The sequence below is a fragment of the Stenotrophomonas sp. STEN018 genome, from assembly GCF_056760235.1.
The window spans coordinates 32808-57503 of record NZ_JBRREK010000020.1; the positions used below are offsets into that span (position 1 = coordinate 32808).

At 62.0% G+C, this 24696-nt stretch carries 19 protein-coding genes; 10 read left to right on the forward strand and 9 right to left on the reverse strand.

Going from position 1 to position 24696, the window contains the following annotated elements:
- Window positions 1–189 precede the first annotated feature (189 nt).
- The gene (locus ACVOMB_RS09675) at window positions 190–3225 is read left to right on the forward strand and encodes a TonB-dependent receptor (protein ID WP_481530974.1); all 3036 of its coding nucleotides are present in this window, start codon (window positions 190–192) and stop codon (window positions 3223–3225) included.
- 104 nt (window positions 3226–3329) lie between these two features.
- Here ACVOMB_RS09675 and ACVOMB_RS09680 read toward each other — a convergent pair whose 3' ends face one another.
- Window positions 3330–5414, reverse strand: coding sequence for an NHL repeat-containing protein (locus tag ACVOMB_RS09680; RefSeq protein ID WP_481530975.1), 2085 nt, complete (start codon window positions 5412–5414; stop codon window positions 3330–3332).
- Window positions 5415–5501: 87 nt separating this feature from the next.
- Between ACVOMB_RS09680 and ACVOMB_RS09685 the strand changes: the two genes are divergently transcribed.
- Window positions 5502–5963, forward strand: a complete 462-nt coding sequence (locus tag ACVOMB_RS09685; RefSeq protein ID WP_481530976.1) for a hypothetical protein — start codon at window positions 5502–5504, stop codon at window positions 5961–5963.
- 173 nt (window positions 5964–6136) lie between these two features.
- Here ACVOMB_RS09685 and ACVOMB_RS09690 read toward each other — a convergent pair whose 3' ends face one another.
- Window positions 6137–6910 (reverse strand): lytic transglycosylase domain-containing protein, encoded by a 774-nt coding sequence (locus ACVOMB_RS09690; RefSeq protein WP_481530977.1) that lies wholly within the window; start codon window positions 6908–6910, stop codon window positions 6137–6139.
- 123 nt (window positions 6911–7033) lie between these two features.
- On the opposite strand from ACVOMB_RS09690, the gene ACVOMB_RS09695 reads away from it, so the two are divergent.
- Complete coding sequence (locus ACVOMB_RS09695) at window positions 7034–7342, forward strand: ASCH domain-containing protein (RefSeq protein WP_481530978.1); 309 nt, start codon at window positions 7034–7036, stop codon at window positions 7340–7342.
- Window positions 7343–7655: 313 nt separating this feature from the next.
- On the opposite strand, the gene ACVOMB_RS09700 is transcribed toward ACVOMB_RS09695, so the two are convergent.
- Together ACVOMB_RS09700 and ACVOMB_RS09705 are read right to left on the reverse strand one after the other, a co-directional pair.
- Window positions 7656–8726: a chitinase gene (locus ACVOMB_RS09700; RefSeq protein WP_481530979.1), complete on the reverse strand. Its 1071-nt coding sequence runs from the start codon at window positions 8724–8726 to the stop codon at window positions 7656–7658.
- Window positions 8727–8913: 187 nt separating this feature from the next.
- Window positions 8914–9879, reverse strand: a complete 966-nt coding sequence (locus ACVOMB_RS09705; protein WP_481530980.1) for a hypothetical protein — start codon at window positions 9877–9879, stop codon at window positions 8914–8916.
- A gap of 184 nt (window positions 9880–10063) precedes the next feature.
- Between ACVOMB_RS09705 and ACVOMB_RS09710 the strand changes: the two genes are divergently transcribed.
- Window positions 10064–11812, forward strand: a complete 1749-nt coding sequence (locus ACVOMB_RS09710; RefSeq protein ID WP_481530981.1) for an acyl-CoA dehydrogenase family protein — start codon at window positions 10064–10066, stop codon at window positions 11810–11812.
- A 266-nt stretch (window positions 11813–12078) separates the two neighbouring features.
- Here ACVOMB_RS09710 and ACVOMB_RS09715 read toward each other — a convergent pair whose 3' ends face one another.
- On the reverse strand, window positions 12079–13572 hold the full coding sequence (locus ACVOMB_RS09715; RefSeq protein WP_481530982.1) for a SulP family inorganic anion transporter: 1494 nt from the start codon (window positions 13570–13572) through the stop codon (window positions 12079–12081).
- Between the two features lie 315 nt (window positions 13573–13887).
- Between ACVOMB_RS09715 and ACVOMB_RS09720 the strand changes: the two genes are divergently transcribed.
- Complete coding sequence (locus ACVOMB_RS09720) at window positions 13888–14730, forward strand: class I SAM-dependent methyltransferase (protein WP_481530983.1); 843 nt, start codon at window positions 13888–13890, stop codon at window positions 14728–14730.
- A gap of 181 nt (window positions 14731–14911) precedes the next feature.
- Window positions 14912–15553, forward strand: a complete 642-nt coding sequence (locus ACVOMB_RS09725; protein WP_481530984.1) for a CDGSH iron-sulfur domain-containing protein — start codon at window positions 14912–14914, stop codon at window positions 15551–15553.
- Between the two features lie 121 nt (window positions 15554–15674).
- Here ACVOMB_RS09725 and ACVOMB_RS09730 read toward each other — a convergent pair whose 3' ends face one another.
- The 4 genes from ACVOMB_RS09730 to ACVOMB_RS09745 all read right to left on the reverse strand — a co-directional run bounded on the left by ACVOMB_RS09730 (window position 15675) and on the right by ACVOMB_RS09745 (window position 21243).
- Window positions 15675–16940 (reverse strand): serine hydrolase domain-containing protein, encoded by a 1266-nt coding sequence (locus ACVOMB_RS09730; RefSeq protein WP_481530985.1) that lies wholly within the window; start codon window positions 16938–16940, stop codon window positions 15675–15677.
- A gap of 176 nt (window positions 16941–17116) precedes the next feature.
- Window positions 17117–19417 carry a TonB-dependent hemoglobin/transferrin/lactoferrin family receptor gene (locus tag ACVOMB_RS09735; RefSeq protein WP_481530986.1) on the reverse strand — a complete coding sequence of 767 codons (2301 nt, stop codon included), beginning with the start codon at window positions 19415–19417 and terminating at the stop codon, window positions 17117–17119.
- Between the two features lie 156 nt (window positions 19418–19573).
- Window positions 19574–20422 carry an EF-hand domain-containing protein gene (locus ACVOMB_RS09740; protein WP_481530987.1) on the reverse strand — a complete coding sequence of 283 codons (849 nt, stop codon included), beginning with the start codon at window positions 20420–20422 and terminating at the stop codon, window positions 19574–19576.
- Window positions 20423–20448: 26 nt separating this feature from the next.
- A complete protein-coding gene (locus tag ACVOMB_RS09745; protein ID WP_481530988.1) occupies window positions 20449–21243 on the reverse strand; it encodes a DUF4198 domain-containing protein in 795 nt (264 codons plus the stop codon).
- A gap of 700 nt (window positions 21244–21943) precedes the next feature.
- Here ACVOMB_RS09745 and ACVOMB_RS09750 point away from each other — a divergent pair.
- From ACVOMB_RS09750 to ACVOMB_RS09765, 4 genes are all read left to right on the forward strand, one after another.
- On the forward strand, window positions 21944–23056 hold the full coding sequence (locus ACVOMB_RS09750; RefSeq protein WP_481530989.1) for an alpha/beta hydrolase: 1113 nt from the start codon (window positions 21944–21946) through the stop codon (window positions 23054–23056).
- Window positions 23057–23184: 128 nt separating this feature from the next.
- Complete coding sequence (locus tag ACVOMB_RS09755) at window positions 23185–23367, forward strand: hypothetical protein (protein ID WP_481530990.1); 183 nt, start codon at window positions 23185–23187, stop codon at window positions 23365–23367.
- A gap of 93 nt (window positions 23368–23460) precedes the next feature.
- Window positions 23461–23742, forward strand: a complete 282-nt coding sequence (locus ACVOMB_RS09760) for a hypothetical protein (RefSeq protein WP_481530991.1) — start codon at window positions 23461–23463, stop codon at window positions 23740–23742.
- A gap of 108 nt (window positions 23743–23850) precedes the next feature.
- A complete protein-coding gene (locus ACVOMB_RS09765; RefSeq protein ID WP_241900157.1) occupies window positions 23851–24696 on the forward strand; it encodes an HNH endonuclease in 846 nt (281 codons plus the stop codon).

Genomic DNA, 24696 nt, shown 5'->3' on the forward strand with positions numbered 1-24696 from the left:
CAAAGAATCGGTTCACGAAATTGATAAATAAAAAAAGCCCATAACAAAAATTTCAGCCCCGCATATTCATCGCAGTAATTTGCCAGGCAACAGACTGATTCGCCAAATTCACTTGGGATCGCCAACAGGCAGGCAGTCGCAACTTTGAGTTTGAGAGTCACCTGGCAACTACTTCCTTGAGGGGATTCGATGAGCACTTACACGCAGAACAGAAACTTCCTCCAGCGCACGTCATTGGCGTTGATGCTCGCTGCATGCGTGGCCTCGGCTTACGCACAGAGCACAACCGGCGACATCGTCGGCAATGGCTCCGCATCACAGCGCGTACAGGTGAAGAATCTGACAACCGGCAATGCGCGCGAGGCGCAGGTTGCAGCCGATGGCAGGTTCCGCATCTCAGCGCTGCCTATCGGAGAGTACGAAGTATCAACGCTGGATGGCGACACGGTGGTCAGCACTACCAGAGTGCGGGTGATCGCCGGGCAAGCAAACACAGCCAACTTCGCGGCTGCCGACGGTGCAACCTCACTGGACCGCATCACAGTGCGAGGGCATTGGCCGAACCAGATTGACACTACCAGCGTTGAAACCCGCACCACATTCACCGCCGAGCAGCTCAACACCTTGCCGGTAGGCCGCAACATCACCGCTGTCTCGTTGCTAACACCAGGCACGGTCGCCAGCTCTGGTTACTTTGGCCCAGCCTCTTTCGGTGGTGCTTCAGCTGCCGAGAACAGCTACTACGTCGACGGCTTCAACGTCACCAATCTGTACGACAGCCTGTCGTTCTCGGAGGTGCCATTCCAGGCCATCGATCAACTCGACATCCAGACCGGTGGCTACGGTGCACGCTATGGCTTCTCCACCGGCGGCGTTACCTCCGTCAACGTCAAACGTGGCACCAACGAATGGAAGGGGGGATTCAGCTGGAGCGGTGTTCCTGCGGGTCTGCGCGAGAAAGCACCCGACACCTTCCGCACCGATGGCAGCCTGCTGCGCTCATACGACAAGAACAGCAACAACTCCAATACCTATACCGCATGGGTGGGTGGACCGCTGATCGAAGACAAGCTGTTCGTGTTCGCCTTGGGCGAGTTCGGCCGCTCCAAGCAGACCCTTTACGGCTCCCGCGTCGGCAGCCAGATACGCAATGCTGCTGCCCCGGATACGCCAGTGGTTCCAGCCTCGTTGGACACGACTGCTTATGACTATGAGTCCAAGACCCCGTACTGGCTGGTCAAACTGGACTGGTACCCCAACGATGAAAACCACATCGAGTACACCGGTTTTGACAATAGCAGCCGCTATACCTACGACTACTTCAAGGCGGCCTATAGCAACGATGGCAGCAATGGAGAGCCATCCAAGATCAGTGGGCTGGGCCGGCTGGTTGGCAAGAGTGGCGGCCAGACCGACGTCTTCAAATGGACCAGCTACCTGACCGATACCTTGACCGCGTCGCTGCAGTACGGGCAGATGCGCAATCGCAACTCGCAGTTCACCATCAGCCCCGACGGCACCCTGAGCTACTACGATGGCAACGTCAACGGCGTCGCCGGCGCCTGCCCCTACGTGATAGGCACCAGCGGTTCGCAGATTGGCTGTGCGGCAACCAACACAGTCGGCATGAAGGGCGGAAAGGACAAACGCAAGAACACCCGCCTTGATCTGGAATGGCAATTGGGCAAGCACAAGATCAGCGGTGGCTACAGCGACGAAGATTGGGATTCCACCGCAGGTACATCCTATTCGGCGGGCGCCTATTGGCGCCTGACTCCATCCTATGCCTACCTGATAAATTTCCGCACTGGCGGCGGCATTGGCATCGACCAGAAGTCCTGGTACCTGGATGACCACTGGCAGATCACCGACAACTTCATGCTCTACGTCGGCGTGCGCAACGATTCGTTCAAGAACAAAAACGGCTCGGGCGCTACTTTCGTCAAGCAGGACAATATCTGGCAACCGCGGCTGGGCTTTTCGTGGGATCTGTTCGGCGATGGCAGCAGCAAGCTGTACGCCTCATTGGGCCGCTACTCATTGCCGATCGCCGCCAACGTTGCTCTGCGCGCCGCATCTGCCTCGTTCTACACCTACAACTACTACACCTATAACGGCTTTGACGCGGTCACCGGCGTACCCAACGTCACCGGCTCCTATGGCGACGGCGCATATGACTTTGTGGTGAACGGCGAAAATGGCGCCACACCGGACCCGAAGGCCGTCGCCACCAGGGCCCTGAAGCCCTATACACAGGATGAGGCCATTCTCGGCTATCAGTACGAGCTGCACTCGGAGAACAACTGGCTCGATGCATGGACGCTCAGTGCAAAAGCCACTTATCGCCGCGTCAACAATGTCATTGATGACACCTGCGATACCCGAGAGCTGTACAACGCTGCAGAGGACGCCGGCTATGATGTCTCCAGTTGGGGCGATGAGTGGGGCGTGCGCGAGGGCCTGCCAGGTTGCTATCTGTACAACCCCGGCCACGACCTCCGCCTGACCCTGGACGTGGATGGCGATGGCACCGCCGAAAACCTCAACGTTGCTGCCAACAAGCTGGGCCCCGATGCCAAGCGCTATTACAAGGCATTGACCCTCGCCGCAGAAAAGCACACCGACAAATGGTATGCCAGTTTCAACTACACCTGGGCCAAGCTCAGCGGCAACTACGAGGGCTTGGTGAAGAGCACCAACGGCCAGAGCGACACCGGCACCACATCGGACTTCGACTTTGCCGAGCTCATGTACGGTGCCGATGGCTATCTGTTCAACGACCATCGCCATACGTTCAAGCTTTACGGCGGCTACAACTTCAACGATGAGTGGCAGGTGGGTGCCAACATCCAGGTGCAGTCGGGCGCACCGATCAGCTGCCTGGGCGGCGGTACGGGCACATTCGGTACCGAGTATGGTTACGCGGGCGTGTTCCACACCTGCAACATTGGCGAAGACGACATCTCCAAGCTGGGCGGCTCCGGCCGCACGCCGTGGACACTCAACTTCAGCCCCAACGTGGTCTACAAACCGAAGTGGGCCGAAGGCCTGAGCATGCAGCTTTCGGTGCTCAATGCCTTCAACTCGATCAAACCGCTGCAGGTATATGAGACCAAGTACTCGACAAACTCGGTAGGCACCATCACTGACTTCTACAACTACCGGGCGGGCAAGTACTACACCACGCCGCGCTACGCCCGCCTGCAGCTGCAGTACGACTGGTAAGCAGCAAGCTGAAGCAAGGTGGCCACGGGTGACTCCATCCGTGACCACTTCCGATCAGTGCAACCCGCCATTCAACAACCTGCCGAGCAGACGCGTTCGCACAATCACTGGGCAATGCGGATATCGAGTGCGCTGCCCAGCGCGGCTTCATTGCCACTGTAGTCTTTCGCAGTGATCCGAATCGTGTAGTTTCCCGGCTGCAGCTCCATCGGCTGTAGTTCACCACTTCCCAGCAGACCATCACGCACGGTATTGGTCAGCACATAGCGGAAGCGGGTACTGCTGCTGCCATGCACGGTGATACCGCTGTCCGCCGCATAGGCGAGCTTCACCGCCTCGCGTTGTGGCGGCATGCGGTTGAAAACGATGTTGGTCCGCGGTTGTTCGTAACCGGGCAGCGCGCGGCCGGCGGCATCAAAAATCTGGTAGCCCAGACTGTAGAGGCCAAGGCGGCGTCGCGGCAGGTTGTTGTCGACCTGGTCCCAGGCTTCCACCACCAGCTGCAGACCACCGCCATCGCGCGGCACCTGCAGGCGGCCATCCACCTTCTCGGTCAATCGCTGGTTGTTGCTGTCGAGCAGGGCGATGTCATCGATTTTCGGGGCGACATGATCGGCGTAGTTGGAGAAGCCAAGACGCACTGCATTGCGTTCGTATCCTGATGGGCCCACTGCAAGATGCACATGTGCCTGGTTGTTGATGCTGCCCAGTGCATCACCGGGCTGGAAGCGCGTACCACGGCGCACGCGCACGCGATCCAATTGGCCGGCTTCGTCATATACGAGCTGCATGCGCGCTGGGTCCAGCGCACGGTTGGATGCATCGCGGCCAACCTTCATGTGGATGTAATCGAGCTTGTCCAGCGACAGGCCTTCAGCCTGGCCACCGAGTGACCAGGTCGATGCCGGGCTGCTGACCTTGGCGCTGGCGACGGCCAGCACGGCCTGGCCCACATCACCACGCACATCAAAGCCGCTATGCAGATGATGGCGGCTCTCGCCGCTGAAGTTGCCGCGCACCTCACCCAGCGTGCCGGTCACTTCATGCCAGCCCAGCTGTGGCGCCAGCGGCCAGCGCCCCTGGTTGGCGGGCAGCGGGTTATCTGGCGAGGGGCCAAGCTGCGGTGGCACATCGGCCGTCGCCGCAGTGCGCGGCAGCAAGTGATGGATTCGGTAAGCATCGGCATCGCTCAACAACAGGCTGCCATCCGGCGCCAGCGCCAGCCCCGCCGGGCGCGCGAAGCGCTGCGCATCGTTGCCGGCCACCGCCACCATATGGCCATGCGGAGACAGCTGCACCACACGTCCGCTCTGGCGCTCGCCCACGTAGACAACATCGTCATGGGTGATGGCCAAGGTCATCGGCCCCCACAGCACGCGATCGGCATTGGGCGTGCCGACGCGGGTGCTGACCAAGCCAGTGCTGCTGACCGTACGCAGCGCGTTGTTCTGCAGGTCGGCGACCCAGAGGTTGCCGTGGCTATCGAACTTGAGGTCGGTCGGCGTATCAAAACGCGCCTGTGCGCCCTGCCCGTCTTCCCAACCCGGCAGTGCGCCACCAGCCAGGGTGCTGACCGTACCGTCGATAGCAATCACCCGGATGCGGTCATTCCAGGTATCGGCGACATAGACGCTGCCGTCTGCGCCCACCGCCACACCCATCGGTCCATTGAAGCGTGCCTGCACACCCTTGCCATCGGCGAAGCCCGCCGTGCCGTCACCGGCCAAGGTAGTGACCTGGCCCTGCGTGCTGATCCTGCGGATGGCGTGGTTGCCGGTGTCGGCCACGTACAGATTGCCCTGCGTATCCAAGGCAATGCCCGAAGGCGTGTTGAACTTCGCCGCGGCGCCTTGGCCGTCGGCAAAGCCTTCAATGCCACCCGCCAGCACCTGGAAGGCCCCGTCCAGGCCGCGATACAGAATGCGATTGTTCTCACCGGCATCGGCGACGAACAACACGCCACCGCCCATCGCCAGGCCCCAGGGATCACTGAAACGGGTCTGCGTGGACTTGCCTGCGCTGTTGCCCGCCACGCCGTCGCCGCCCAGCAGCTCGATCTGCGCCTGCCAGCCCAGCGGCGTAGGCGGCGGGCCAGCTGGTGCTGGCGCCTGTGGTGCCCACACGAAGCTGGCAGCCAGCGCGGCACCAGTAACGGCGATGACGGCAATTACCCAATGTTTGCGATCCATGTACACCCAACCAACTACGGACCCGGCACGATAGACGCTCACGGCCCGCGGCGGAACCGCCGAAAGCCCTGCATGGTGGAGAACCGTATGCATCTATATCTGCAAGAAGACGCGATCCGCCTGCAAGCCGGGCGGACCACGGACATCAGCCTGCCACTGTCACTGTCCTCGCTGCTGGAGGCCGGCCTGCGGCATTTCCCGCCTTCCGAGCGTGCAGTGGAGCAGGCTATTGCCAGTACCGAAGATGCCTTGATGCCGTGGATTCCGGCCCTGCGCCTGGATTCGCTGGAGGTGCTGGAATGTGCCGATGCGGTGCTGGCGCCCTTGCCCGGCATGTTGGGCTATCCGTCGCAGGCGATCTGCGAGTTGGACATCGACGAAGTCGAGCGGGCGTTCAATCAGTTGGCGCAGGTAGCGGCGGGGATGCCCGCGAAGAGCTTGGGCCTGCCGGAGCGGCCGGATTTCGTGGCCGCGCTGGTGGTGGTGCGCGAGCTGATGCATCACGTTGGCTGGGAGCAGTTGCGGCTGCTTGAGATGGGGGCTGGCTGAACTGCAACGCCAGAGCACCCCTCCCCAACCCTCCCCTGCTGCGCAAGGGAGGGAGCTCAAGCCAAAGCAGCGGCACTGCACGATCCGCCCCCTCCCTTTGCCGCAGGCAAGGGGAGGGCTGGGGAGGGGTGCTTTTGCTCCGCTTTTGTCTTCCTCAATCCCGAAAGGCCCGACTACAACGCCGGCCGCTCCGGCCCAGTCCCCATCGCCTCGCGGTAGCGCCCATACAAGGCCAACACCTTGTCCACGTACTGCCGGGTCTCCGCATAAGGCGGCACCCCGCCATAACGCGCCACCACCCCGATCCCGGCGTTGTAAGCCGCTGCCGCCAGCGTCCGGTCACCGTTGTAGCGACGCAGCAGCGATTTCATGTAGCGCGCGCCGCCATTGATGGACTGCGCTGGCGACAAGGGATCGCTCACCCCGTACTCGGTCGCAGTCTCCGGCATCAACTGCATCACGCCCTGCGCGCCCTTGGGTGACACCGCTTTCTCATCGAACGCACTTTCGGCATGGGCGACGGCGCGCAACCAGGCGTCGTCCACACCGGTCGCCTTGGCCGCAGCGCGGAATTGAGGGGCGTGCCGATTCAACTGTGGCGTGCCCACCCGGCCCAGACCTTCATGGGCCGGCTCGCCCGGTGGCGTGGCCACGGTGAAACGCAGATAAGGCGCTGAGCCCGGCAGGTTGCGGGTGGAATAGACCAGTTTGCCGTCCTGCTCACGCTCGTACAGGGTGCCGCTGAACACACCGAAATTGCCCCATAGATTGGGCGTCTGCACAGCGTTGTCGTCAACCTCGATGGCCCTGCAACTGGAGCCTGGCTCCGGCGCGGTGGCCATGCTCACCGTGCCTTTCTGCACACAGCGGTACACCGTGCGCGCCTGCAACGGCGCACACAGCCCGTACAACAGCAGCAACAGCACAAGCGCGGCCACGCGCGGCATGGGGCCAGGTCCAATCGTGAGGAAGGAAACGATGCTGAGCCTGCCTGCTTGAACGGCAGGTGATGAAAAACACGCCAATCGCGCCCAGAATGAATACCTGCTTTCCAGCCCATTCCAGCGCCCATGACTGTGCCTCTGCTCGGCTTCGACAACCCTCAGTTCCATACCGGACGCAACACCAGCGTACGGCGAGGAGCCCGCTGGCATGGGGTGGCGCTGGCCTGTATCGAACTGGCTGAAGGCCGCCCGCTTGGCCCCTTGTCACTGCAGACCGAACTGCGGGCTTTTGATGCCCTGGATGAAGCCGATCTGCGCGATGAGCATGATCCTGGCTGTCGTACGCCTGCGGGACTACTGGCTGTGATGGAGCGCTTGTATCCCGGGTTTCGCCGCGATGAGCTGGTGACGCTGGTGCATTTCTGGGTGGAGTGAAGGCGCAGACCTGAGAGATGCGAAATAGATCGGCTTTTGGCTTTTGGCTTTTGGCTTTTGGCTTTTGGCTTTTGGCTTTGAGCTTTGGGCTTTGGCTTTGAGCCTTGGCTTTGAGCCTTGGCTTTGAGCCTTGGCTTTGAGCCTTGGCTTTGAGCCTTGGCTTTGAGCCTTGGCTTTGAGCCTTGGCTTTGAGCCTTGGCTTTGAGCCTTCCCTTCTCCCGTTCACGGGAGAAGGTGGTGCGAAGCACCGGATGAGGGGAGCTTTTGCTTTTGCTTCAACTAAAAACCAAAACCGCAAAAGCTCCCACCGCAATCAACGCCCCTGCGCCGCCCGCAGATGCCCGCCTACCGGCACCGAAAACGCACGCCCATCGGCCACATCCCAGTTGATCGACCAGGTCATCACCCCACGGAAATCCGGATGCGGCTGACTCGGCTTCACCTCATCGCATTGTGTAGCCGTGGTCAGGCAATCGAAGGCGCGATTGATATCCGCCGGCGTCGCATAACCATTGCCTGCAGCGCGCAAACCCGACGGCAACGCCAAGGCAACCTGATCCGCACGCAAGCCTGCAAACCGCCCCTTGCCACCGGCCAGATCAAAACCTTCGATCAACATCTTGGCCGAGCCCACCATCATGTCCACGCTGCCACCCGGGTACTTCTCGGCGCGGTAGGGCGTGGGCAGCCCGCCGTTGTTGTAGAGCTGCACGTGCAGCAGATCCAGCTCCTCACGCAGGCCGTCGATCAGCGGCAGATAGGCGCCCCAGATACCTTCCATCGACACAAAGCCACCCTGCACATACGGGTGCTCCGGTGCCATCGACACATACAGGTTCGGGTACATGCCGTGCAGGCGCTTCACCGCCGAGATCAGGTGCGGCGTAACCGGAGCACCGTGCACCACACCGGCAATCTTTTCCAGATCGACATCGATGCCATCGAAGCCGTAGGTGTTGATCGCATCGGCGGTGCTGCGGACGAAGTTGTCCTCATCGCGCTGCGTGTTCAAGGTCACCGTGCCCAGCTCGCCACCGAACGACAGCACCACGATCTTGCCCTGCGCACGCTTGGCGGCGATGTCGGCGATCAGCTGCGTGCGATCCAATGCGCGATCGGGAGTGAAGGCCACCTTGCCTTCGCCCTTGTCATCGGCGAAGGCCAGCACGATCACGTCCCAGCTTTCATCCACCTTGCCGACCGGCAAGACGCCAATACCGTTGTCGAAGTTATGCAGGTAGCCAACCAGCGCGTGCTTGGGCAGCGCATGGCTATGCCCGGGAGCGACGCCCACGCCTGCGGACGGCACCGGCACCGGCGTTGCCTGACAGCCAAATGTGGAAACAAGTGCCAACGTGGAGAACAACAGACCGATCGACTTCATCGCAACACCAGAAAGGGAAGACGCCCGATTCTAGGCATGCAAAACCATGAAAAGTCATTTAAAGACAATAGCTTAGGAAAGTCGTCCTGGTTTGTCCCGGTTTGTCCATCACATGACGCACAGCCTGGTCAATGAGCACCGGCAATGACGACAGCAAGGCTCGCCACTGGCCCGCGATGACCTCCGCTCAAGTGCACATTTTCATGCGTCGCTCGGCATCCCACAGCGCGCGCCGTGCCATGTCGTAGGCGCTGTCGGCAGCACTGAGCAGGCTGTGCTCTGCCTCAACCGGATCGGCCCCGTTGTTGTAACGGTATTCGGCGCGTTGCAGTGCATCCAGGTGCGTCATCACCGGGGCAAGCCACTGCCCGCGCTGCTGCGCATTGCAACGTGGATAGCGCTGCTCCAGTGCGCCCAGCGCAACACGAATGCGACGGCTGGCCTCACCCTTCATGTCCGGCGCTTTTTCGTAGCGGATGGGCGCCGCCTTATAGGCATCTCCGGTGGCTTCGCTACCGAGGTCGGACTTGCGCTCATGCAGGTTGGGGTTGAACGCCACCTCAGGCGGGCGCCGTGCCTGCGCAGGTTGAATGTCCGGGCCGTGAATCAAGCGCGCCCCCATCTGACCCAGGGTCGGCGGCTTGGTCTTGTCCTCGAACATGCCGGAGACCATTTTCTCCAGCGGCCGCTCGCCGACGCCGGTAGCCAGTTCATCACGGTGTTCGAACACGCGTTCGGTCGCACTCTTCTGGCGTGAATCTGCGCCGTCCTGGGGCACCGCCAAGTTGCCGTCCTTGCCATACAGTCGCTGCGACCACCCCGCCTGCGCTGCCGCAGGTGCGTTCGCAGCAGCCGCTACCGGCGCAGGTGGCACCTTGGCCGCAACTGCTCGTCCATCGACCACTGCCGCGACCGGTGCTGCCTGCTCATGCGACATGGCTGCTGTCGCTGTCGTCGCTTGTTGCGGCAGTGAGGCCACGGCAGGCGCCGTTGACGGCGCCAACCAGCGCAGCTGGATCCGCGTCTCTTCCCGCGCTACGTTCAGCTCCGGCAGCTGCAACATAAGGCGCGCCAGCCCTGACATGAACGCCAAAGCAATAACGCCGGCGGTCAGTCGGGTCGATAGCGGTTCGGCTGAACGGTCAGAACGCATGCAACTCCATCAGAAACACGACGCAGAGCACGAACCGGCCCTGTCACGGTACAAACGCACAGGACAGAGACCGACAAGAGCGCAACGAGTTCCACGATTGTGCCCTTCGAATGCGTGAACCTGTGGCAAGAGTGGGTCATCATCGGACAAACGCCGTCATCGTTCGCAGCACAAGGAGCCGTACGTGAATACCGTTGCAGCACAGAACCTGGATGAAAGCATCGCCAAGCAGCTGTTCTTTGGCCATATCGCCGAAGATGTATTGTTCCCCTATCCCCAGATCCGCGAGCGTGACCGCGAGATGCTGGGCGCGATGACCGATGCCATCGACCAGTTCCTGGCCGACAAGACCGCCGATCTGCGCCAGTACGACCGCGATGCCGAGCAGCCGCCGGAGTTCATCCAGGCGCTGCGTGACATGGGCTTGTTCGGCCTGATCATCCCTGAGGAATTTGGTGGACTGGAGCTGTCCAACGGCGCCTATGCACGTGTGTTGGGCCAGACCAGCAGCCATGACAGCTCGGTGTCGCTGACCATAGGTGCGCACAGCTCGATCGGCATGAAGGGCCTGCTACTGTTCGGCAATGACGAGCAGAAGCAGCGCTACCTGCCCAAGCTGGCCACCGGCGAGATGATCGCCGCGTTCTGCCTGACCGAATCCGGCGCCGGCTCCGATGCAGCCGCCATCCGCACCAAGGCACAGCGCAACGATGACGGCAGTTGGACGCTGAGCGGCGAGAAAATCTGGATCACCAACGGCGGCATCGCCGACTTCTACACTGTGTTCGCGCGTACCGACACGCCCGAAGGCAAGGTCACCGCCTTCATCGTCGAAGCCGGCTGGGAAGGCGTCAGCCACGGCCCGCACGAAGACAAAATGGGCATCCGCGCCTCGTCCACCACCACTGTCGCCTTCAGCGATGTGCGCGTCCCCGCCGCCAATGTGCTGGGCCCGGTCGGCAAGGGCTTCAAGGTGGCGATGAATATCCTCAACAGCGGCCGCACGGGTCTGGGCGGCGGTGCTGTTGGCGGCATGCGTGCACTGATCCGCATGGCCTGCGCCCAGGCCAATGAACGCAAGCAGTTCGGCCAGCCGATTGCCGAGTTTGGCCTGGTGCGCGAGAAGATCGCGCAGATGAGCGCTGACTGTTTCGCAGCCGAAAGCACGGTGTGGATGGTGGCGCACCTGATCGACAGCGGCCGCAGCGATTACTCGGTGGAAGCGGCGATGAGCAAGATCTTCGCCAGCGAGGCAGTGCAGCGCAGCTGCTACGAAGCCCTGCAGATTGCTGCCGGCAACGGCTTCATGCGCGAACTGCCCTATGAGCAGATGACCCGTGACACGCGCATCCTCTCGATCTTCGAAGGCACCAACGAGATCCTGCGCCTGTACGTGGCATTGAACGGTTTGAAGGGCGTCGGCGCGACCCTGAGCGAACTGCAGACTGCGGTGGGAGGCATCTTCAACGACCCGATCAAGGGCTTCGGCGTGCTCAGCGACTACGCCGGCCGCCGCGTGCGCGAGGCCACCGGCTACGGCACCGGCCGCATCCGCGCGCCACTCAACGAAGCACTGCGGCCGCTGGCGCGCTTGTGCGAGAAGTACACAGTGGAACTGTCCAAGGCCTCGGACCGGCTGCTGCGCAAGCACGGCAAGAAGATCGCAGACCAGCAGCATGCGCAGAAGCGTGTGGCTGATATCGCCATCGACCTGTTCGTTGGGCTATGCGTGCTATCACGCGTGGAGAGTCTGTTGCAGGCGGGACACCCGGCGGCCGATGACGCAGTGAAGATCGCCCGCCTGTTCGCCCGCCAAGCGCGTCGTCGCATGGCGCGCAACGTGCGGGGACTGGAGCGCAACGAAGATGACATCGTCGAATCGCTGGCGGCATCGGTACTGGAGCGCGGCGGCTACGCCTGGGACGTGATGTAAGCCCTCTAGTGTTTGTAGGAGCAGCGTAAGCCGCGAAGCCACTGCACCATCCGCCGAGAAAATTCCTGCAATTGCAAACTCCCAGGCAACCGGCAAGTGCATCAGCTTCGCGGTTTACACCGCTCCCACAACAGCATCACCTGTGGCCAACGCTTGTGGGAGCGGTGTAAACCGCGAAGCCACCGAACTACCGGCCGAAGAAGATCCTGTAATTGCAATCAACCTGGTGATCGGCAGTTCCACCGGCTTCGCGGCTGACGCCGCTCCTACAAAGGCAGGTCGTCTACAGCCAGCTCGCCCTCACGCAGCACCCGCCGCATCAATGCCCGCGCCTGTCGATCCAACCCCAGCACACGCGGCTTCACACCATGGTGGCGATAGCGGCTGACCACCTTCTCCAAAGCCGCCACTGCGGTGATATCCCACAGCTGCGCACCAGATAGATCAATCGTCACCTCACGCCCTTCAGCAACGCGCGGATCAAAGGCATCAATGAAGGCATCTGCCGACGCAAAGAACACCTGCCCGCGCACCACATAGCGAAGGCTGCCATCAGCCTGATCCAGCGCTTCCACACGCAGCAGGCGCGCTACCTTCAACGCGAAGAACACTCCGCTCAGCAGCACACCAACGCCAACACCGGCCGCCAGATTGTGCGTACCCAGCGTCACCGCCACCGTCGCCACCATCACCACACCAGACAGGCGCGGATGCCGTACCAGGGCGCCAAGGCTGCGCCAATCAAAGGTAGACACGCTGACCATCACCATGATCGCCACCAGTGCGATCACCGGCACCTGGCCAACCCATGGCTTCAGCAACACCATCAGCACCAGCAGGAACACGCCAGCAAACAAGGTCGAAAGCCGACCACGTCCGCCGTACTTCACGTTGCCGACGGTCTGCCCGATCATGCCGCAGCCGGCGATGCCGCCGAACAGGCTGGCGGTGATATTTGCTACACCCAGACCGGTGCATTCACGATTCTTGGAACTTGGCGTATCGGTAAGTTCATCGACCACACGCGCCGTCATCATCGACTCCAGCAAGCCCACCATCGCGATAGCCAACGCAGGCATCGCGATGATGCGCAGCGTCTCCAGATCAAACGGCAACGACGGCAAACCCATCCATTGCGGCAGCGCATCCGGCAGCTTGCCCAGATCGGCGACGGTGGGCAGATCGAGCTTCAGCCACGATGCCAGCACGCTCAGCACCACGATGCAGATCAGCGGCGAGGGAATCGCCCGCATGCCCGGTAAAGGCAGCCGCGGCAGTCCATAGATGACCAGTAGTCCCAACGCCAACATCGCCCAGGTTGCGGCCGTGGCCCCATGCAGCTGCGGCAGCTGTGCGGCAAAGATCAGGATGGCCAGCGCATTGACGAAGCCGGTGCGCACCGAGCTGCTGACAAAGCGCATCAATACGCCCAGCCGCAGCACGCCGAATACGATCTGGATGGCGCCCGCCAACAGACCCGCGGCAAACAGATACGGCAGACCATGCGCACTGATCAGCGGTGCCGCCACCAAGGCCACCGAGCCGGCAGCCGCCGTGATCATCGCCGGCCGCCCACCGAACACCGCGATGACGATGCTCAGCACGAAGGAGGCGAACAGGCCGACCTGCGGGTCCACCCCAGCCACGAACGAGAACGCGATGACCTCGGGGATCAGCGCGAAGGTGGCCACGGCGCCAGCCAACATTTCACGCAGGGGATTGGCGCGCCATTGCGCCAGTTCAGAATGCAGGAAGGACATACGGGCTGGCCGCCAGCGCTGGGAGAGCTGGCGGGATCGAAATAAGGGGCGCGAATTATGCCTGCTTGGGTTACTGGGCGCTGGCTGGGCCAGCTTCCATGAACGTCCAAAGCTACCCCTACCCAACCTTCCCCTTGCCTGCGGCAAAGGGAGGGAGCTACAGCCACACCCTGCCAGTTCGCAGCAAAGCGGCCTTTGCCCCCTCCTCTTGCCGCAGGCAAGGGGAGGGTTGGGGAGGGGTGCCCTTCGAGCAGAACCAAACCCCCAAAACCCACCCTGCGGTAGCATTCCCTCCCCCGCATCGCCTTCGCCCCCATGCCCCACTACACCGGCCCCCTGCTCACCCGCCCCCTGTTCGAGCAGCTGCAAAGCGCCCTGAAGAGAGGCAGCAGCGAGTTCAGCACCTCGCTCGACCTTGGCCGCAGCCAGGAACCGGTCAGTCTGAGCACCGACAGCTGGCAGTACCGCGGACAGCGCTACCCGTGGCCGGCCAAACTCAAGGACCGTACCATCTACTACTGGGATGGCGAGGAGTTCAGCGCCGCCTCGCGCTTCGGCAGCGGACTGTACAAGCTGGTGCCCACCGACTGGGGTATCCCCACCTTCGAGATCGACGGCATCAAGATGCTGGTCAGCGCGCAGATCTCGCCGCTGGACGACGCCCGCCGCAAGGTGGCGCTGGTGGAGCCACGCGGCAAACAGGTGCTCGATACCTGCGGCGGCATGGGTTACTTCGCCGCCTGCTGCCTGGACGAAGGCGTGGCCGCCATCCGCTCCTTTGAAAAGAGCCCGGAAGTGCTGTGGCTTCGCACCCTGAACCCGTGGTCACCGGATCCCGATGGTGAACACGCAGGTGGCCGCCTGCAGTTGAACCATGGTGATGTTTCCAAGGAAATCGAAGGCATCGCCGACGCCTCGATGGACGCCGTCCTGCACGACCCACCGCGCTTCGGCATTGCCGGCGAGCTGTATTCGCAGGTGTTCTACGACCACCTCGCCCGCGTGCTGCGCAAAGGCGGCCGTCTGTTCCACTACACCGGCGCCCCAAACAAGCTCACCAGCGGCCGCGACGTCCCCCGCGAAGTCGCCAACCGCCTGCAGAAAGCCGGCTTCAAGGCCGAGCTGGCGCTGGATGGCGTTCTGGCAGTGCGCAGATAACAAACAAACTTGTGGGAGCGGCGTAAGCCGCGAAGCTCGCCCCCTATCAGGGCCCCGTCCGATCGCCACTTCATTGGCCCCAGCTTCGCGGCTCACGCCGCTCCCACAAAAAAAACGGCTGTATACGCCCCGCCTTCACCTCTTCCGCGCGACACTGCGCATTCCGAAGCGGAGGCAGCCCATGGCAACCGAAACCGTACGCGGCAAAATCGTCACCATTCACTTCGACGGCGAGCGTTGCATCCACTCACGCAACTGCGTGCTCAGCCATCCGGACGTGTTCGTGCCAAATGTGGTGGGTGAATGGATCCACCCCGATGCGGTCGCCCCGGAAGAAGTGGAGCTGATCGCGCGCAACTGCCCCTCCGGCGCCATCCGCTACGAATACAACGACGGCACGCACAGCGAACCGGCGCCGGTAGTGAACCTGGTACACATCCGCGAGAACGGCCCCCTCGCCTTCAACGCTCCCTTGCTGATCGCCGGCAAGGATGAAGGCATGCGCGCCACGCTATGCCGCTGCGGCGAATCGCAGAACAAACCCTTCTGCGATCACCGCCATGTCGAGTGCGGTTTCATCGCCACCGGCGAACCGGCGGAGAAAAAATCCGAAGCATTGCCACAACGCGATGGTCCGCTGCAGGTGAATCCAACCAGGAACGGCCCACTGCACGTCATCGGCAATCTCGAAGTGGTCAGCGGCACCGGTCGCACAATCGATCGCCTAACCGAAACCTGGCTATGCCGCTGCGGACACTCCGGCAACAAGCCATTCTGCGATGGCAGCCACAGGAAGGCCGGGTTCCAAGCCGATGGCGGGTAGTTAGATGCATTGAACAGAACCACCTCGTTGATCCATGACCTCCGGATCAAACGCCGAACTGGGGCGCTTAGAGCATCCGGCCCGGGCAGCTTTTGCAACCGATCAGGTTGCAGAAGCTTGGTTATAGATCGTAGGAAAGCAGGTCATACCCCGTCACCGCACGCACCACGCGCTGATGCACCAACGATCCGCTGCCTCCATTGGTCAGCACCACAATCCCGCGTCTGCGTTGCGCATCACCCACCGCGAAGTTCTTGAAGATGCCGCTGTTGCTACCTGAGTGATAAAAAACCGGGCCGTCGCGGGTCTGCTCTGTATTCCAACCCAGCCCTTTCTCGGTCCATCGCCCAGGCAAGCTGATCTGCGGTGTGAGCATGGCCTGCCGCGCAACCTCGCTGATCTCCCATGACGCGCGTTGTCGCCCGGCCATCATCAGACTCAGGAAGCTCGCATAATCCTGCACCGTCGTACGCAGGCTTGCTGCTGCATTGGCGAGGATATCGCCCGGCCATGTCACCAACCCCGGTGACGCCAGCGTCAGCACTTGGGGCATCGCACGTTCGGCATCTGCGTACTTCCACGCGGACAGCGGCTTACCCCAACGATCTGCAACCTGCTGTGCGAAGCCCCATTGTTCGCGAAGCACTTGGCGTGGCGTTCCGCCATCCACACGATCATGCGCGGAATGACCATAGACCGAGCGTTCCGCCAGATCCGCATTCCATGTGTAGCTGCTGTCCTTCATGCCGGCCGGGCCGAACAGATGCATCTGCATGGACTCATCCAGACTCTGTCCGGTGATCGCCTCAACCACCAGCTGCAGCCAGACGAATGCCTCACCGGAATAATTGATGCGCGTACCAGGCTTGACCATCGGCACCAGCTTTTCAGTCGCTGGCGACTTGCGCCAATCGGGCAAACCGGTCGTATGCCGCAGCACATCGCGCGCGGTAATCAGCGCAAGCCACGGATGATCGCCGAGATAGTCGGGCCGCCGATAGCCAACCAGTGGAACATCCAGATCGATTCGCCCCTGTCCCACCAGCTGCATCACCAGATAGGCGAACACCGGCTTGCTGAGCGACGCGTCTTCAAACACCGTGCGCGCATCGATATGCGCGTGCGTCTGTGCATTGGCCAAGCCGAAACCTCGACTCCAAGCCACAGCACCGTCTTCCACGACGGCGATGCCAACACCGGGGACCGCGAAGGCCTGCATGATCCGAGGCAGCTCCGCGAGGAAGGTGTCGTTCGGAATCCATGAGCTGTTGGCAGTGTCTTTGCACGACGCAGCCAGCGCCCGCGCCGGAGGCAGCACAGCGAGAATACCCAAGGTGGTGGACTGCGCAATAAAGCGACGGCGACCTGGAACTGTGCGAATCGGCATTGCCAGCAGCCTCCGTTACGGATTGCTGAGCTTAGCCGGTGTTTGGGTAGAGTTGGGCGATACATTTGGAAGCGTTGTCGCCTGCATGTAGAACCACACCGGCCCATCCAAAGAACAACAGCGCATTGTCTGCGCTGTTGTTCCAGGGGCAAGGGGCGGGGCTCAGCCCCCACGACTCAGAACGAGTACGCGACGGTGACACGGGCGTTGCGACCCGGCTCGCTGTAGCGCCCAATGCCATCATCGTTGACGTAGCCGTACAGCGTGTTGCTGCCCTTGTTGATCACCCGCACGCGCTGCCACAGGTAGTACTCGCGATCGGTCAGGTTGTAGATGCCCGCCGTCACCCGCAGCTGCGAGGTGATGTTCCAGCTGCCGGTCAGGTCCAGCACCGTGTAGCCATCGGCCTTGCCCGTCCACGCCGGTACCACCTGCGTGCCATTGGCCGATGTGGTGTAGGCGTCGCTGGCACTCTTGCCCCAGGCATGGGTCAGGTTGGCGCTGACGTTCCACAGCGGCGAAGGTGCATAGCGCACACCCAGTACCGCGCTGGCCGGCACGATGCTCTCCAGCGGATCACCATTGTGCTTCTCGCCCTTGCTGTACGCCGCCGCCATCCGCGACGACCACGCGTCGGCAATCTGCCAGCGCCCTTCCAGCTCGGCGCCCTTCACCGTCACCTTGCCCGCATTGATCGGCATCGTGCTGTTGTAGGTGTACTGCACGGGGCCGGTTGCCGTTGTGCGGTAACCATTGGCATGCGGTACCGCCGTGGTCACCGTCTCGATGAAGTTGTCGTACTGGTCGCGGAACACAGAGAACCCCAACTGCGCGCGATCGATGGTCCAGCGGTAACCCAGTTCGATGTTGAGGCTCTTCTCTGCATCCAGGTCCGGGTTCGACATCGAGGTATCCAGCTGGATCGGTGCACCACTCACTGCATCGAAGGCGGCGCTGGCGCTGGTCGGCGAATACAGGTCGGCCACGCTCGGTGCTCGGAAGCCACGGCCCAGCTGCGCCCACAGCGCATGGTCGGGCAGGAAGCGGAACTCCGCCCCCACCTGCCAACTCGGTGCAGAGAAGCGCAGGTCACGTACGCTGCCGGTCTTGTCGACGAAAGTGCTGTCCACCTGTGGCGAATAGTCGTAGCGGTCATAGCGCAGGCCACCGCTGAGCAGCAGACGTTCGTCGAACAGGCTCAAACTGTCGCGCACGTACAGGTTCCAGGAGCGTGCATCGGTCATGGGCACCTGGCGCGGGTCATGCTCCACGCTGGCAATGTCACCGGCCGCATTCCAACGGGTATCCACCGCGGTGTAGTCGATGTCGCGCTGCTGCCAGGCCAGGCCGTAGCCAATGTCATGCCGCACCGGGCCTTCCAACACCTTGCTGAAATCCAGCGCTGCGCGGTCCAGCGTCTGCTCGGTGGCGCGGTCTTCGCTGCGCTTGCAGGGAGCACCGCCACCCGGGCAACCGCTGCCGGCCAGAATGCGGGTAACGCCGCGACTGTCGGTGATCTGGCGATCCAGCTGTGCATCAAGCGTGTCGAACAGGGCGTTGCCTGCACGCCACTGCCAGGTCGCGCCATAACGGTCGCGGTCATTGCGATCGTCGCCCTTGCGCTCCAGGTAGCCCGGCGCGTAGACGCGGGAAAGATTGTCGACCTGGTTGTGGGCGCGGCCGCGCTCGTACATGAAGCCCAGCGTGTGCGCGTCCGACAACTGCAGATCAACCTTGCCCAGCAGGTTGTCACGTGTGCTGTCGACCGGATCCGGCGTACGCCGACCGACGCCGATCTGGTCCACCGTGCTGTCGTACCAGCTTTCGCTTTCATGACCTTCGCGGCGGGTGTAGACCAGCATCGACTCGACGATGCCGGTACGGTTGGCGAAGCTCAGCGTGCCCATGCTCTCGTCGTTGGAGCCGCTGTAGCCGAGCTTCAGCCCCACATGGGTGTCGTTGCCTTCAGGCTTGAGATAGTCCGCCGGGTCCTTGGTGGTGAATACCACCGCACCGCCGAGCGCACCGCTGCCGGAGGTGATCGAATCCGCGCCCTTGATCACCTGCAGGCTCTTCAGCGTATCGATGTCCACATCGCCGCGACCGCTGCGGAAGAACTCGTAGGAGCGCGCCGTCTCCACCGATTCGGCCAGGCTCAGACCATCGACGATGACCGCCACACGATCGCTTTCAAGCCCACGGATGTTGAAGCCGTTGTCACCGAAGCGGCCCATGTCGACCACGCTGACGCCCGGGATGTAACGGATGGCATCTTCCATGTTGTTGGCCATCTCGGCATCGAGATCGGCGGCGCTGAGCACGGTCACGTTCTGGTTGCGCGACTTACTCTTCTTTGCCCGCTCGGCCTCGACCCGGACTGTGTCCAGGTTAGACGCGTCAGCCAGCGCTTCGGCGCGGGCAGTGCCGGACAGGCTGGCCAGAACGGCCAGCGCAAGCAGGGATACAGCTGCATTCATTGGAGATCTCCACAGAAAGGTAATGGCGGGAATACGCCTTTCCTGGCTGCTCGATCACATGGACCATGCCGGCTGGGGGGCATCGGCGCCGCGCGAGCGCCGTGTCATTGCAGAAACTGAAACGACCCGTAGCATGCAGCGTCCGGTACGCGGGGCTCAACGGTTGCCGTTGGCCGAATGGGCACCGGCAACCGGCTCGGGATCGCGGGCGTCAACGATGCCATCGCCATTGCTGTCAGCACGGTCGAACAGGCGCTTTCCGGACACCTGATACTCGGCAAAAGTCATGCGGCCATCTTTGTCGGCATCCAGCGAAGCGAAGCGCACACCGGCCTGGCGGCTTGCCGCGTCGCGAACCTTGCTGCGCTGCGCGTCCAGCCGGCCTTCAAACTCGGCGGTATATTCGGCCAGATCCAGCACGCCATCGCTATTGGTATCAGCAGCAGCGAAGGTCGCACCACGTGCGGCATCGAATTCAGCGCGCTCAACCAGTCCATCGCCATTGCGGTCGTACAACTCCAGCATGCCGTTGGCGGTGTGCGAGGTCGGCATCTTCAGCGGATCGCGGTTGTCACTGGCAGCGGTTTCCCGGGTGGCGTCCTGGCTCTTCTCGTAGCCGGCCCAGGTACGCTCACCGGCGGCATCGAACTCGGCCCGGCTGATGCTGCCGTTCTTGTCGCGGTCCAGCGCCTTGAAGCGGGTATCGGTCTGCCGCAGGTGGCCGGCACGCGCGTCAGCCAGGCGCACGTCGAAACGCTGAAGGTATTCGTCCACGTATTCCTGGCGATCGACGTGCCCATCATTGTTGGCATCGGTGGCGTCATAACGCTGCCGACGGAACTGCTCGAAGGCTTCCCAGCTCACTGCGCCAGTCTTGTCCGGATCGAACTGGGCCAGGAAAGCGGTAACCGTCGGCGATACCACGGGCGGCGCGGCGGCCTGCGCCGAGGCAAGCGGGGCCAGCACCGCTGCCAGCAGCGTGGCAACAGCAAAGGAGGTTTTCATCGGGGATATCCGTGTTGGAAAGCGGCTTAGGGTTCGAGCACGCGGAAGCTGAGCGTGTAGTTATTGCCATACTCCGGCGCGGCGGCCCCGGCCGGCGCCGGCCCGCGGTAGCGGATCAGGGCCAGATAGGTGCCCGGCTCCCGCAAGGCGAACGAGGCCTTACCGGCAGCATCGGTGGTCAGTTCGACCGGAGCCGGCTGGATCTCGTCATCACCGCGCGCGGCGTGGATTTCCACCTTCTGTACCGGCAACGGCTTGCCGTCGTAATGCACCTCGAAAACGAACTGCTCACCGACATACAGGTCCGATGGATGGGTTACCGGCACCAGTTCCAGGCCCTTGCCGTAGGGCACCAGGGCCTGCCGGGTCGGCTCACCGGCAGTCAGGTAGACCTCCGAGCGCGACAGGCTCTGGTAATGCGAGAGCATGGTGGCACCAGCCGGCAGCGGCTTGGCCGGATCACGGCTGCTTTCCTTGCGGCCATCCACTTCCCAGGTGCGGAACACGGCGCCAAGGCGGTTGCCGGTAGAGAAGCGGTACGTGCCCTTCTTGCCCGGCAGGGTCTGCTCGACCACGGCCCGGGTCTTCAGTCGCTGCACCACGTCGGGTGCGTGCTGCACGCCATCGGGATCGGTGACGACGAACTCGCTGTTGTCGAAGACTACTTCGGGCACGAAGAAGTGCTCGGCGAAGCTGGCATCGAGGGTAACCGTGCTGGTCGGCTGCACCTTGAAAGTGGCCGGGGCGAGGTACGGCGTATGCGCCTGGGCAGGCAGTACCGCAGCGGCCAGCAGCAGGCAGGCCAAAGGACGGAAGTTCATCGACAGGTCTCATGAAAGGGCCCGGCGCGATGCCGGCGGGCGATACGTTAAGTCAATTGCGAATGATTCGCAATACGATCTGATCGAAATCGGTACCATTAGCCAAGCCTCTCGTGGCCGACCGAGGTCCGGAGTCGGGGCAACGGCAACCACTGCCGCAACAATGGATTCGCGTGCGTCGTGCGTCGTGCCAATGAGCTTCAGGCAGATGTAGCCCTGCAGGAGTTGTATCAGGCACGGCAGCACGCGAGCCGCCAAAAGACTCCAAGGTTCGACCAACTGCAGTTCGACTATCACTGGGTAGGTGATTTGCTGCTCCAGGTTGCAGCCGCTCCAGGCTGCCGCATCGCCGCTGATACAGCACGCCTTGCTTACAACTCCCCAAGCTGGCACGCGAGGAGCACAAGACTTTCTATCGGACAAGGCAGCCCGTATAAAGCACCGGCCGTTCAGCAGAAGGGAGATACCCCATGATCAACACAGCCACTGAAGCGCTGGCCTTATCCAACTCGTGGTACGCATGTGTGAAGTCAGACAAACCAATATCTATCTTGGGCTCAAGGCCCTGACGGCCTCCATCGCAAGCGATTCGCTGGACAAAATTCGAGCCTCTCACGATCAAACGTTGAAGTGCAGCGAAGCTGAGATGGCTTGCCTGTGATTGCTGTAAAGTTCGTGAAAAAAGGGATCGGCTCGAACAATGAAACACATAGCGTTCGCTTTGGCTGCATCAATTCTTTGCTACTCCTCCTCCGCTTTGGCTGAAGAAGACCAACGATATACGCGGGAAGAAGTGAGGTCTGCAATCGGTGATATTCAGAAGATTGTGTCGCCCAATGGCGTTCAGGAGCAGCTTGAGATTCCGATCGGGGGCATAAAGCAATGGATCAGCGTTCGCGGACGTGATCGCCAAAACCCAATCCTGCTGGTCATCCACGGGGGGCCGGGTTCGGTGGAAATGCCCCTGGGCTGGATATATCAAGCCGGCTGGGAAGACTACTTCACGGTAGTTCAATGGGATCAGCGAGGTGCGGGAAAAACACACGCGTCCAATGATGCCAAGTTGGTCGAGCCAACATTGACCATTGAGCGCATGATCTCTGATGCTGGCGAGGTAGTGCAGTATCTGCAAAAGCACTACGACAAGAAAAAAGTGTTTGTGCTCGGACATTCCTGGGGGAGCGTGCTCGGGCTGAGCTTGGCCAAGCGCCATCCAGAGTGGCTCTATGCGTACGTGGGCGAAGGTCAGCTGCTGAACGGTCACGACAATGAGCGTGTCGGATACGCCAATACACTGCAGTTTGCGCGAGAGGCAGGGAACACACAGGCCACCAAGGAGCTTGAGGCCATCGCCCCATATCCGAATGTGGACGGGAGTACGCCGTTGGAGAAGGCCCGTGTGCTCAGGAAATGGTCGGGGCACTATGGAGGGCTGACTGCCGGCAGGAGCTCGCACGGCTGGTACGGCAATGCAATCGAAATGTCTCCCGAATATTCGGACAAGGACATAGAGGCCATCGATAGCGGAACGTCCATGTCGCTGAAGTCTCTTCTTCCTCAAGAGGCAAAGCTGGACCTGACCGGTTTCACCAGGTTCGATACGCCGATCATCATTTTCGCGGGTCGCCATGACAATACGACGCCCTCCGAGAACGTCGCCTCTTGGCTGCCAAAGGTCGACGCGCCCTTCAAAAAAATAGTGTGGTTTGAAAATTCGGCCCACATGATTGCAACCGAAGAGCCGGGACGAGTGCTGGTGCATCTTGTTCAAGACGTGCGCCCACTGGCCGGAAGCGACCTTCCCGATTACTAAGCGCCGATGACTGGAGTTCCCAGGATTTCCTGGACAGAGCCGGCCTTTGTTGGGACGACCTCGGGAGCCAAGACAAGATCGCGCGCTGGACTCCTGAGCTACGGGCGGCATGGGATGACGCCAAAGCATTGCGTGCAAAGATCCTTGCACGGGACCGCAACAGCGCGCGTCTCGCGCTGCTCAAGCCTGAGCAGCGTCCTATCTTCATCGCAGAGAGCGGCGACCAGGTGACGAAAGATGGTCCAGATACAGCGTGGCAGAAGATGATCACCGCTGCGATGACCGACGGCGTCAACGCAGAATCCAAGTGATTCAGCCCGCACGGCCTCAAGCATCGCGGCATCACCGACACGTCGGGAAACAGAGCCGTCAAGCAACAAAGCGGCGATCATAAGGACGAGGGAATGCTCGACTCCCATGATCACGACGTTCCAGTCGTCGAAGCAAAAAAATACCCGATTTCTCGGGACATTTTTCAGGAGTCTCCAACATCACCAAGAAGCAAAACGGATAAACCGTTGAGCCGCAAGGCGTTTAGTGGTGGCCCACCATCAATCACATTCATTCCACAAGAGATTGTTGGGGAAGAACTTTTCTCAGGCGGCCAGCTGCGGTTACTCGCACCGTTACTCACATTCCCCAGAAGGGGACTGGATTCGAAGCCTGACGATCGCTGTGAGCAGTGAAGCAATAGTCCCACGCTGTACAGGAAAGTACTATCCAGTCTTCTTCATCGCGCCGCGCGTGGGCTGACCTCCATGGGCCGTGGCGACAATTGGCAGGGGACGTAGCCGATGGCCGCTACACAGAAGCCGGGACGCGATGGCGTCAAGTATTGGCGAGCCGTAGACGCCATTGAGGCCTTGGGCAGCGCGTCGCTGGCCGAGGTCGAGGAGTGGGACCTGTCGCGCCACCCTCACGACCCGCTGGGCAACGCCCGCGCTGACCTGGAGTTGTTCACGGTCAATTCGCCCAGCCGAGTTCACTACAACTACTCGCGCACGAACTGGCGAAGCGACCAAGATCACCCGCACGACCGCTTGTTCAAGCTGGTCGATCCCGGCCCGCCGCGGCGCACGCGCTACGTTCTGTTCAATCCAGCGGACCACGGGCACGTGGACCTGCAAAAGGGTGGCGACGGAAAGTGGAAAGCCAGACCCCTGATCATGGACGATCAGGCGCGGGTGGAGGCAGACGCGCAGGCAGGCGCGTTCACCGCTCCAGTGGACAGCGACCACGACGCCCGCGTGTGGGCGATGCGCGCCGTGGCCCAGCGCCGCGGCCAGCCGTTGTTCCGCGCCAAGCTGCTGGACGCCTACGGCGGCCGCTGCGCCATCACCGGGTGCTCGGCGATTGAAGTGCTGGAAGCCGCGCACGTGCTGCCCTACAAGGGCATACATACCAACCGGGTGGATAACGGCCTGCTGCTGCGCGCCGACCTCCACACGCTTTTCGATTGCCAACTACTGTGGATCACCCCCGTGCATACGGTGGCCTTGGCGCCGTCCCTGCTCACCACCGACTACGCCGCCTTGCAGGGCAAGGCGCTGGCCTTGCCCGCTTCACCGGCCCACCGCCCCAACGCGGCGCACTTGGCCGATCACGCGGCGCGGTGCCAAGCTCGCCACTCGGGGCTCTAA

What these genes read in the sequence shown, in the direction of transcription:
- ACVOMB_RS09735 (WP_481530986.1), bottom strand. Translation starts at nt 19,417, where the DNA reads ATGAATGCAGCTGTATCCCTGCTTGCGCTGGCCGTTCTGGCCAGCCTG.
- ACVOMB_RS09680 (WP_481530975.1), bottom strand. Translation starts at nt 5,414, where the DNA reads ATGGATCGCAAACATTGGGTAATTGCCGTCATCGCCGTTACTGGTGCC.
- ACVOMB_RS09695 (WP_481530978.1), top strand. Translation starts at nt 7,034, where the DNA reads ATGACTGTGCCTCTGCTCGGCTTCGACAACCCTCAGTTCCATACCGGA.
- ACVOMB_RS09730 (WP_481530985.1), bottom strand. Translation starts at nt 16,940, where the DNA reads ATGCCGATTCGCACAGTTCCAGGTCGCCGTCGCTTTATTGCGCAGTCC.
- ACVOMB_RS09765 (WP_241900157.1), top strand. Translation starts at nt 23,851, where the DNA reads ATGGCCGCTACACAGAAGCCGGGACGCGATGGCGTCAAGTATTGGCGA.
- ACVOMB_RS09690 (WP_481530977.1), bottom strand. Translation starts at nt 6,910, where the DNA reads ATGCCGCGCGTGGCCGCGCTTGTGCTGTTGCTGCTGTTGTACGGGCTG.
- ACVOMB_RS09750 (WP_481530989.1), top strand. Translation starts at nt 21,944, where the DNA reads ATGAAACACATAGCGTTCGCTTTGGCTGCATCAATTCTTTGCTACTCC.
- ACVOMB_RS09705 (WP_481530980.1), bottom strand. Translation starts at nt 9,879, where the DNA reads ATGCGTTCTGACCGTTCAGCCGAACCGCTATCGACCCGACTGACCGCC.
- ACVOMB_RS09675 (WP_481530974.1), top strand. Translation starts at nt 190, where the DNA reads ATGAGCACTTACACGCAGAACAGAAACTTCCTCCAGCGCACGTCATTG.
- ACVOMB_RS09700 (WP_481530979.1), bottom strand. Translation starts at nt 8,726, where the DNA reads ATGAAGTCGATCGGTCTGTTGTTCTCCACGTTGGCACTTGTTTCCACA.
- ACVOMB_RS09720 (WP_481530983.1), top strand. Translation starts at nt 13,888, where the DNA reads ATGCCCCACTACACCGGCCCCCTGCTCACCCGCCCCCTGTTCGAGCAG.
- ACVOMB_RS09740 (WP_481530987.1), bottom strand. Translation starts at nt 20,422, where the DNA reads ATGAAAACCTCCTTTGCTGTTGCCACGCTGCTGGCAGCGGTGCTGGCC.
- ACVOMB_RS09745 (WP_481530988.1), bottom strand. Translation starts at nt 21,243, where the DNA reads ATGAACTTCCGTCCTTTGGCCTGCCTGCTGCTGGCCGCTGCGGTACTG.
- ACVOMB_RS09725 (WP_481530984.1), top strand. Translation starts at nt 14,912, where the DNA reads ATGGCAACCGAAACCGTACGCGGCAAAATCGTCACCATTCACTTCGAC.
- ACVOMB_RS09760 (WP_481530991.1), top strand. Translation starts at nt 23,461, where the DNA reads ATGCTCGACTCCCATGATCACGACGTTCCAGTCGTCGAAGCAAAAAAA.
- ACVOMB_RS09685 (WP_481530976.1), top strand. Translation starts at nt 5,502, where the DNA reads ATGCATCTATATCTGCAAGAAGACGCGATCCGCCTGCAAGCCGGGCGG.
- ACVOMB_RS09715 (WP_481530982.1), bottom strand. Translation starts at nt 13,572, where the DNA reads ATGTCCTTCCTGCATTCTGAACTGGCGCAATGGCGCGCCAATCCCCTG.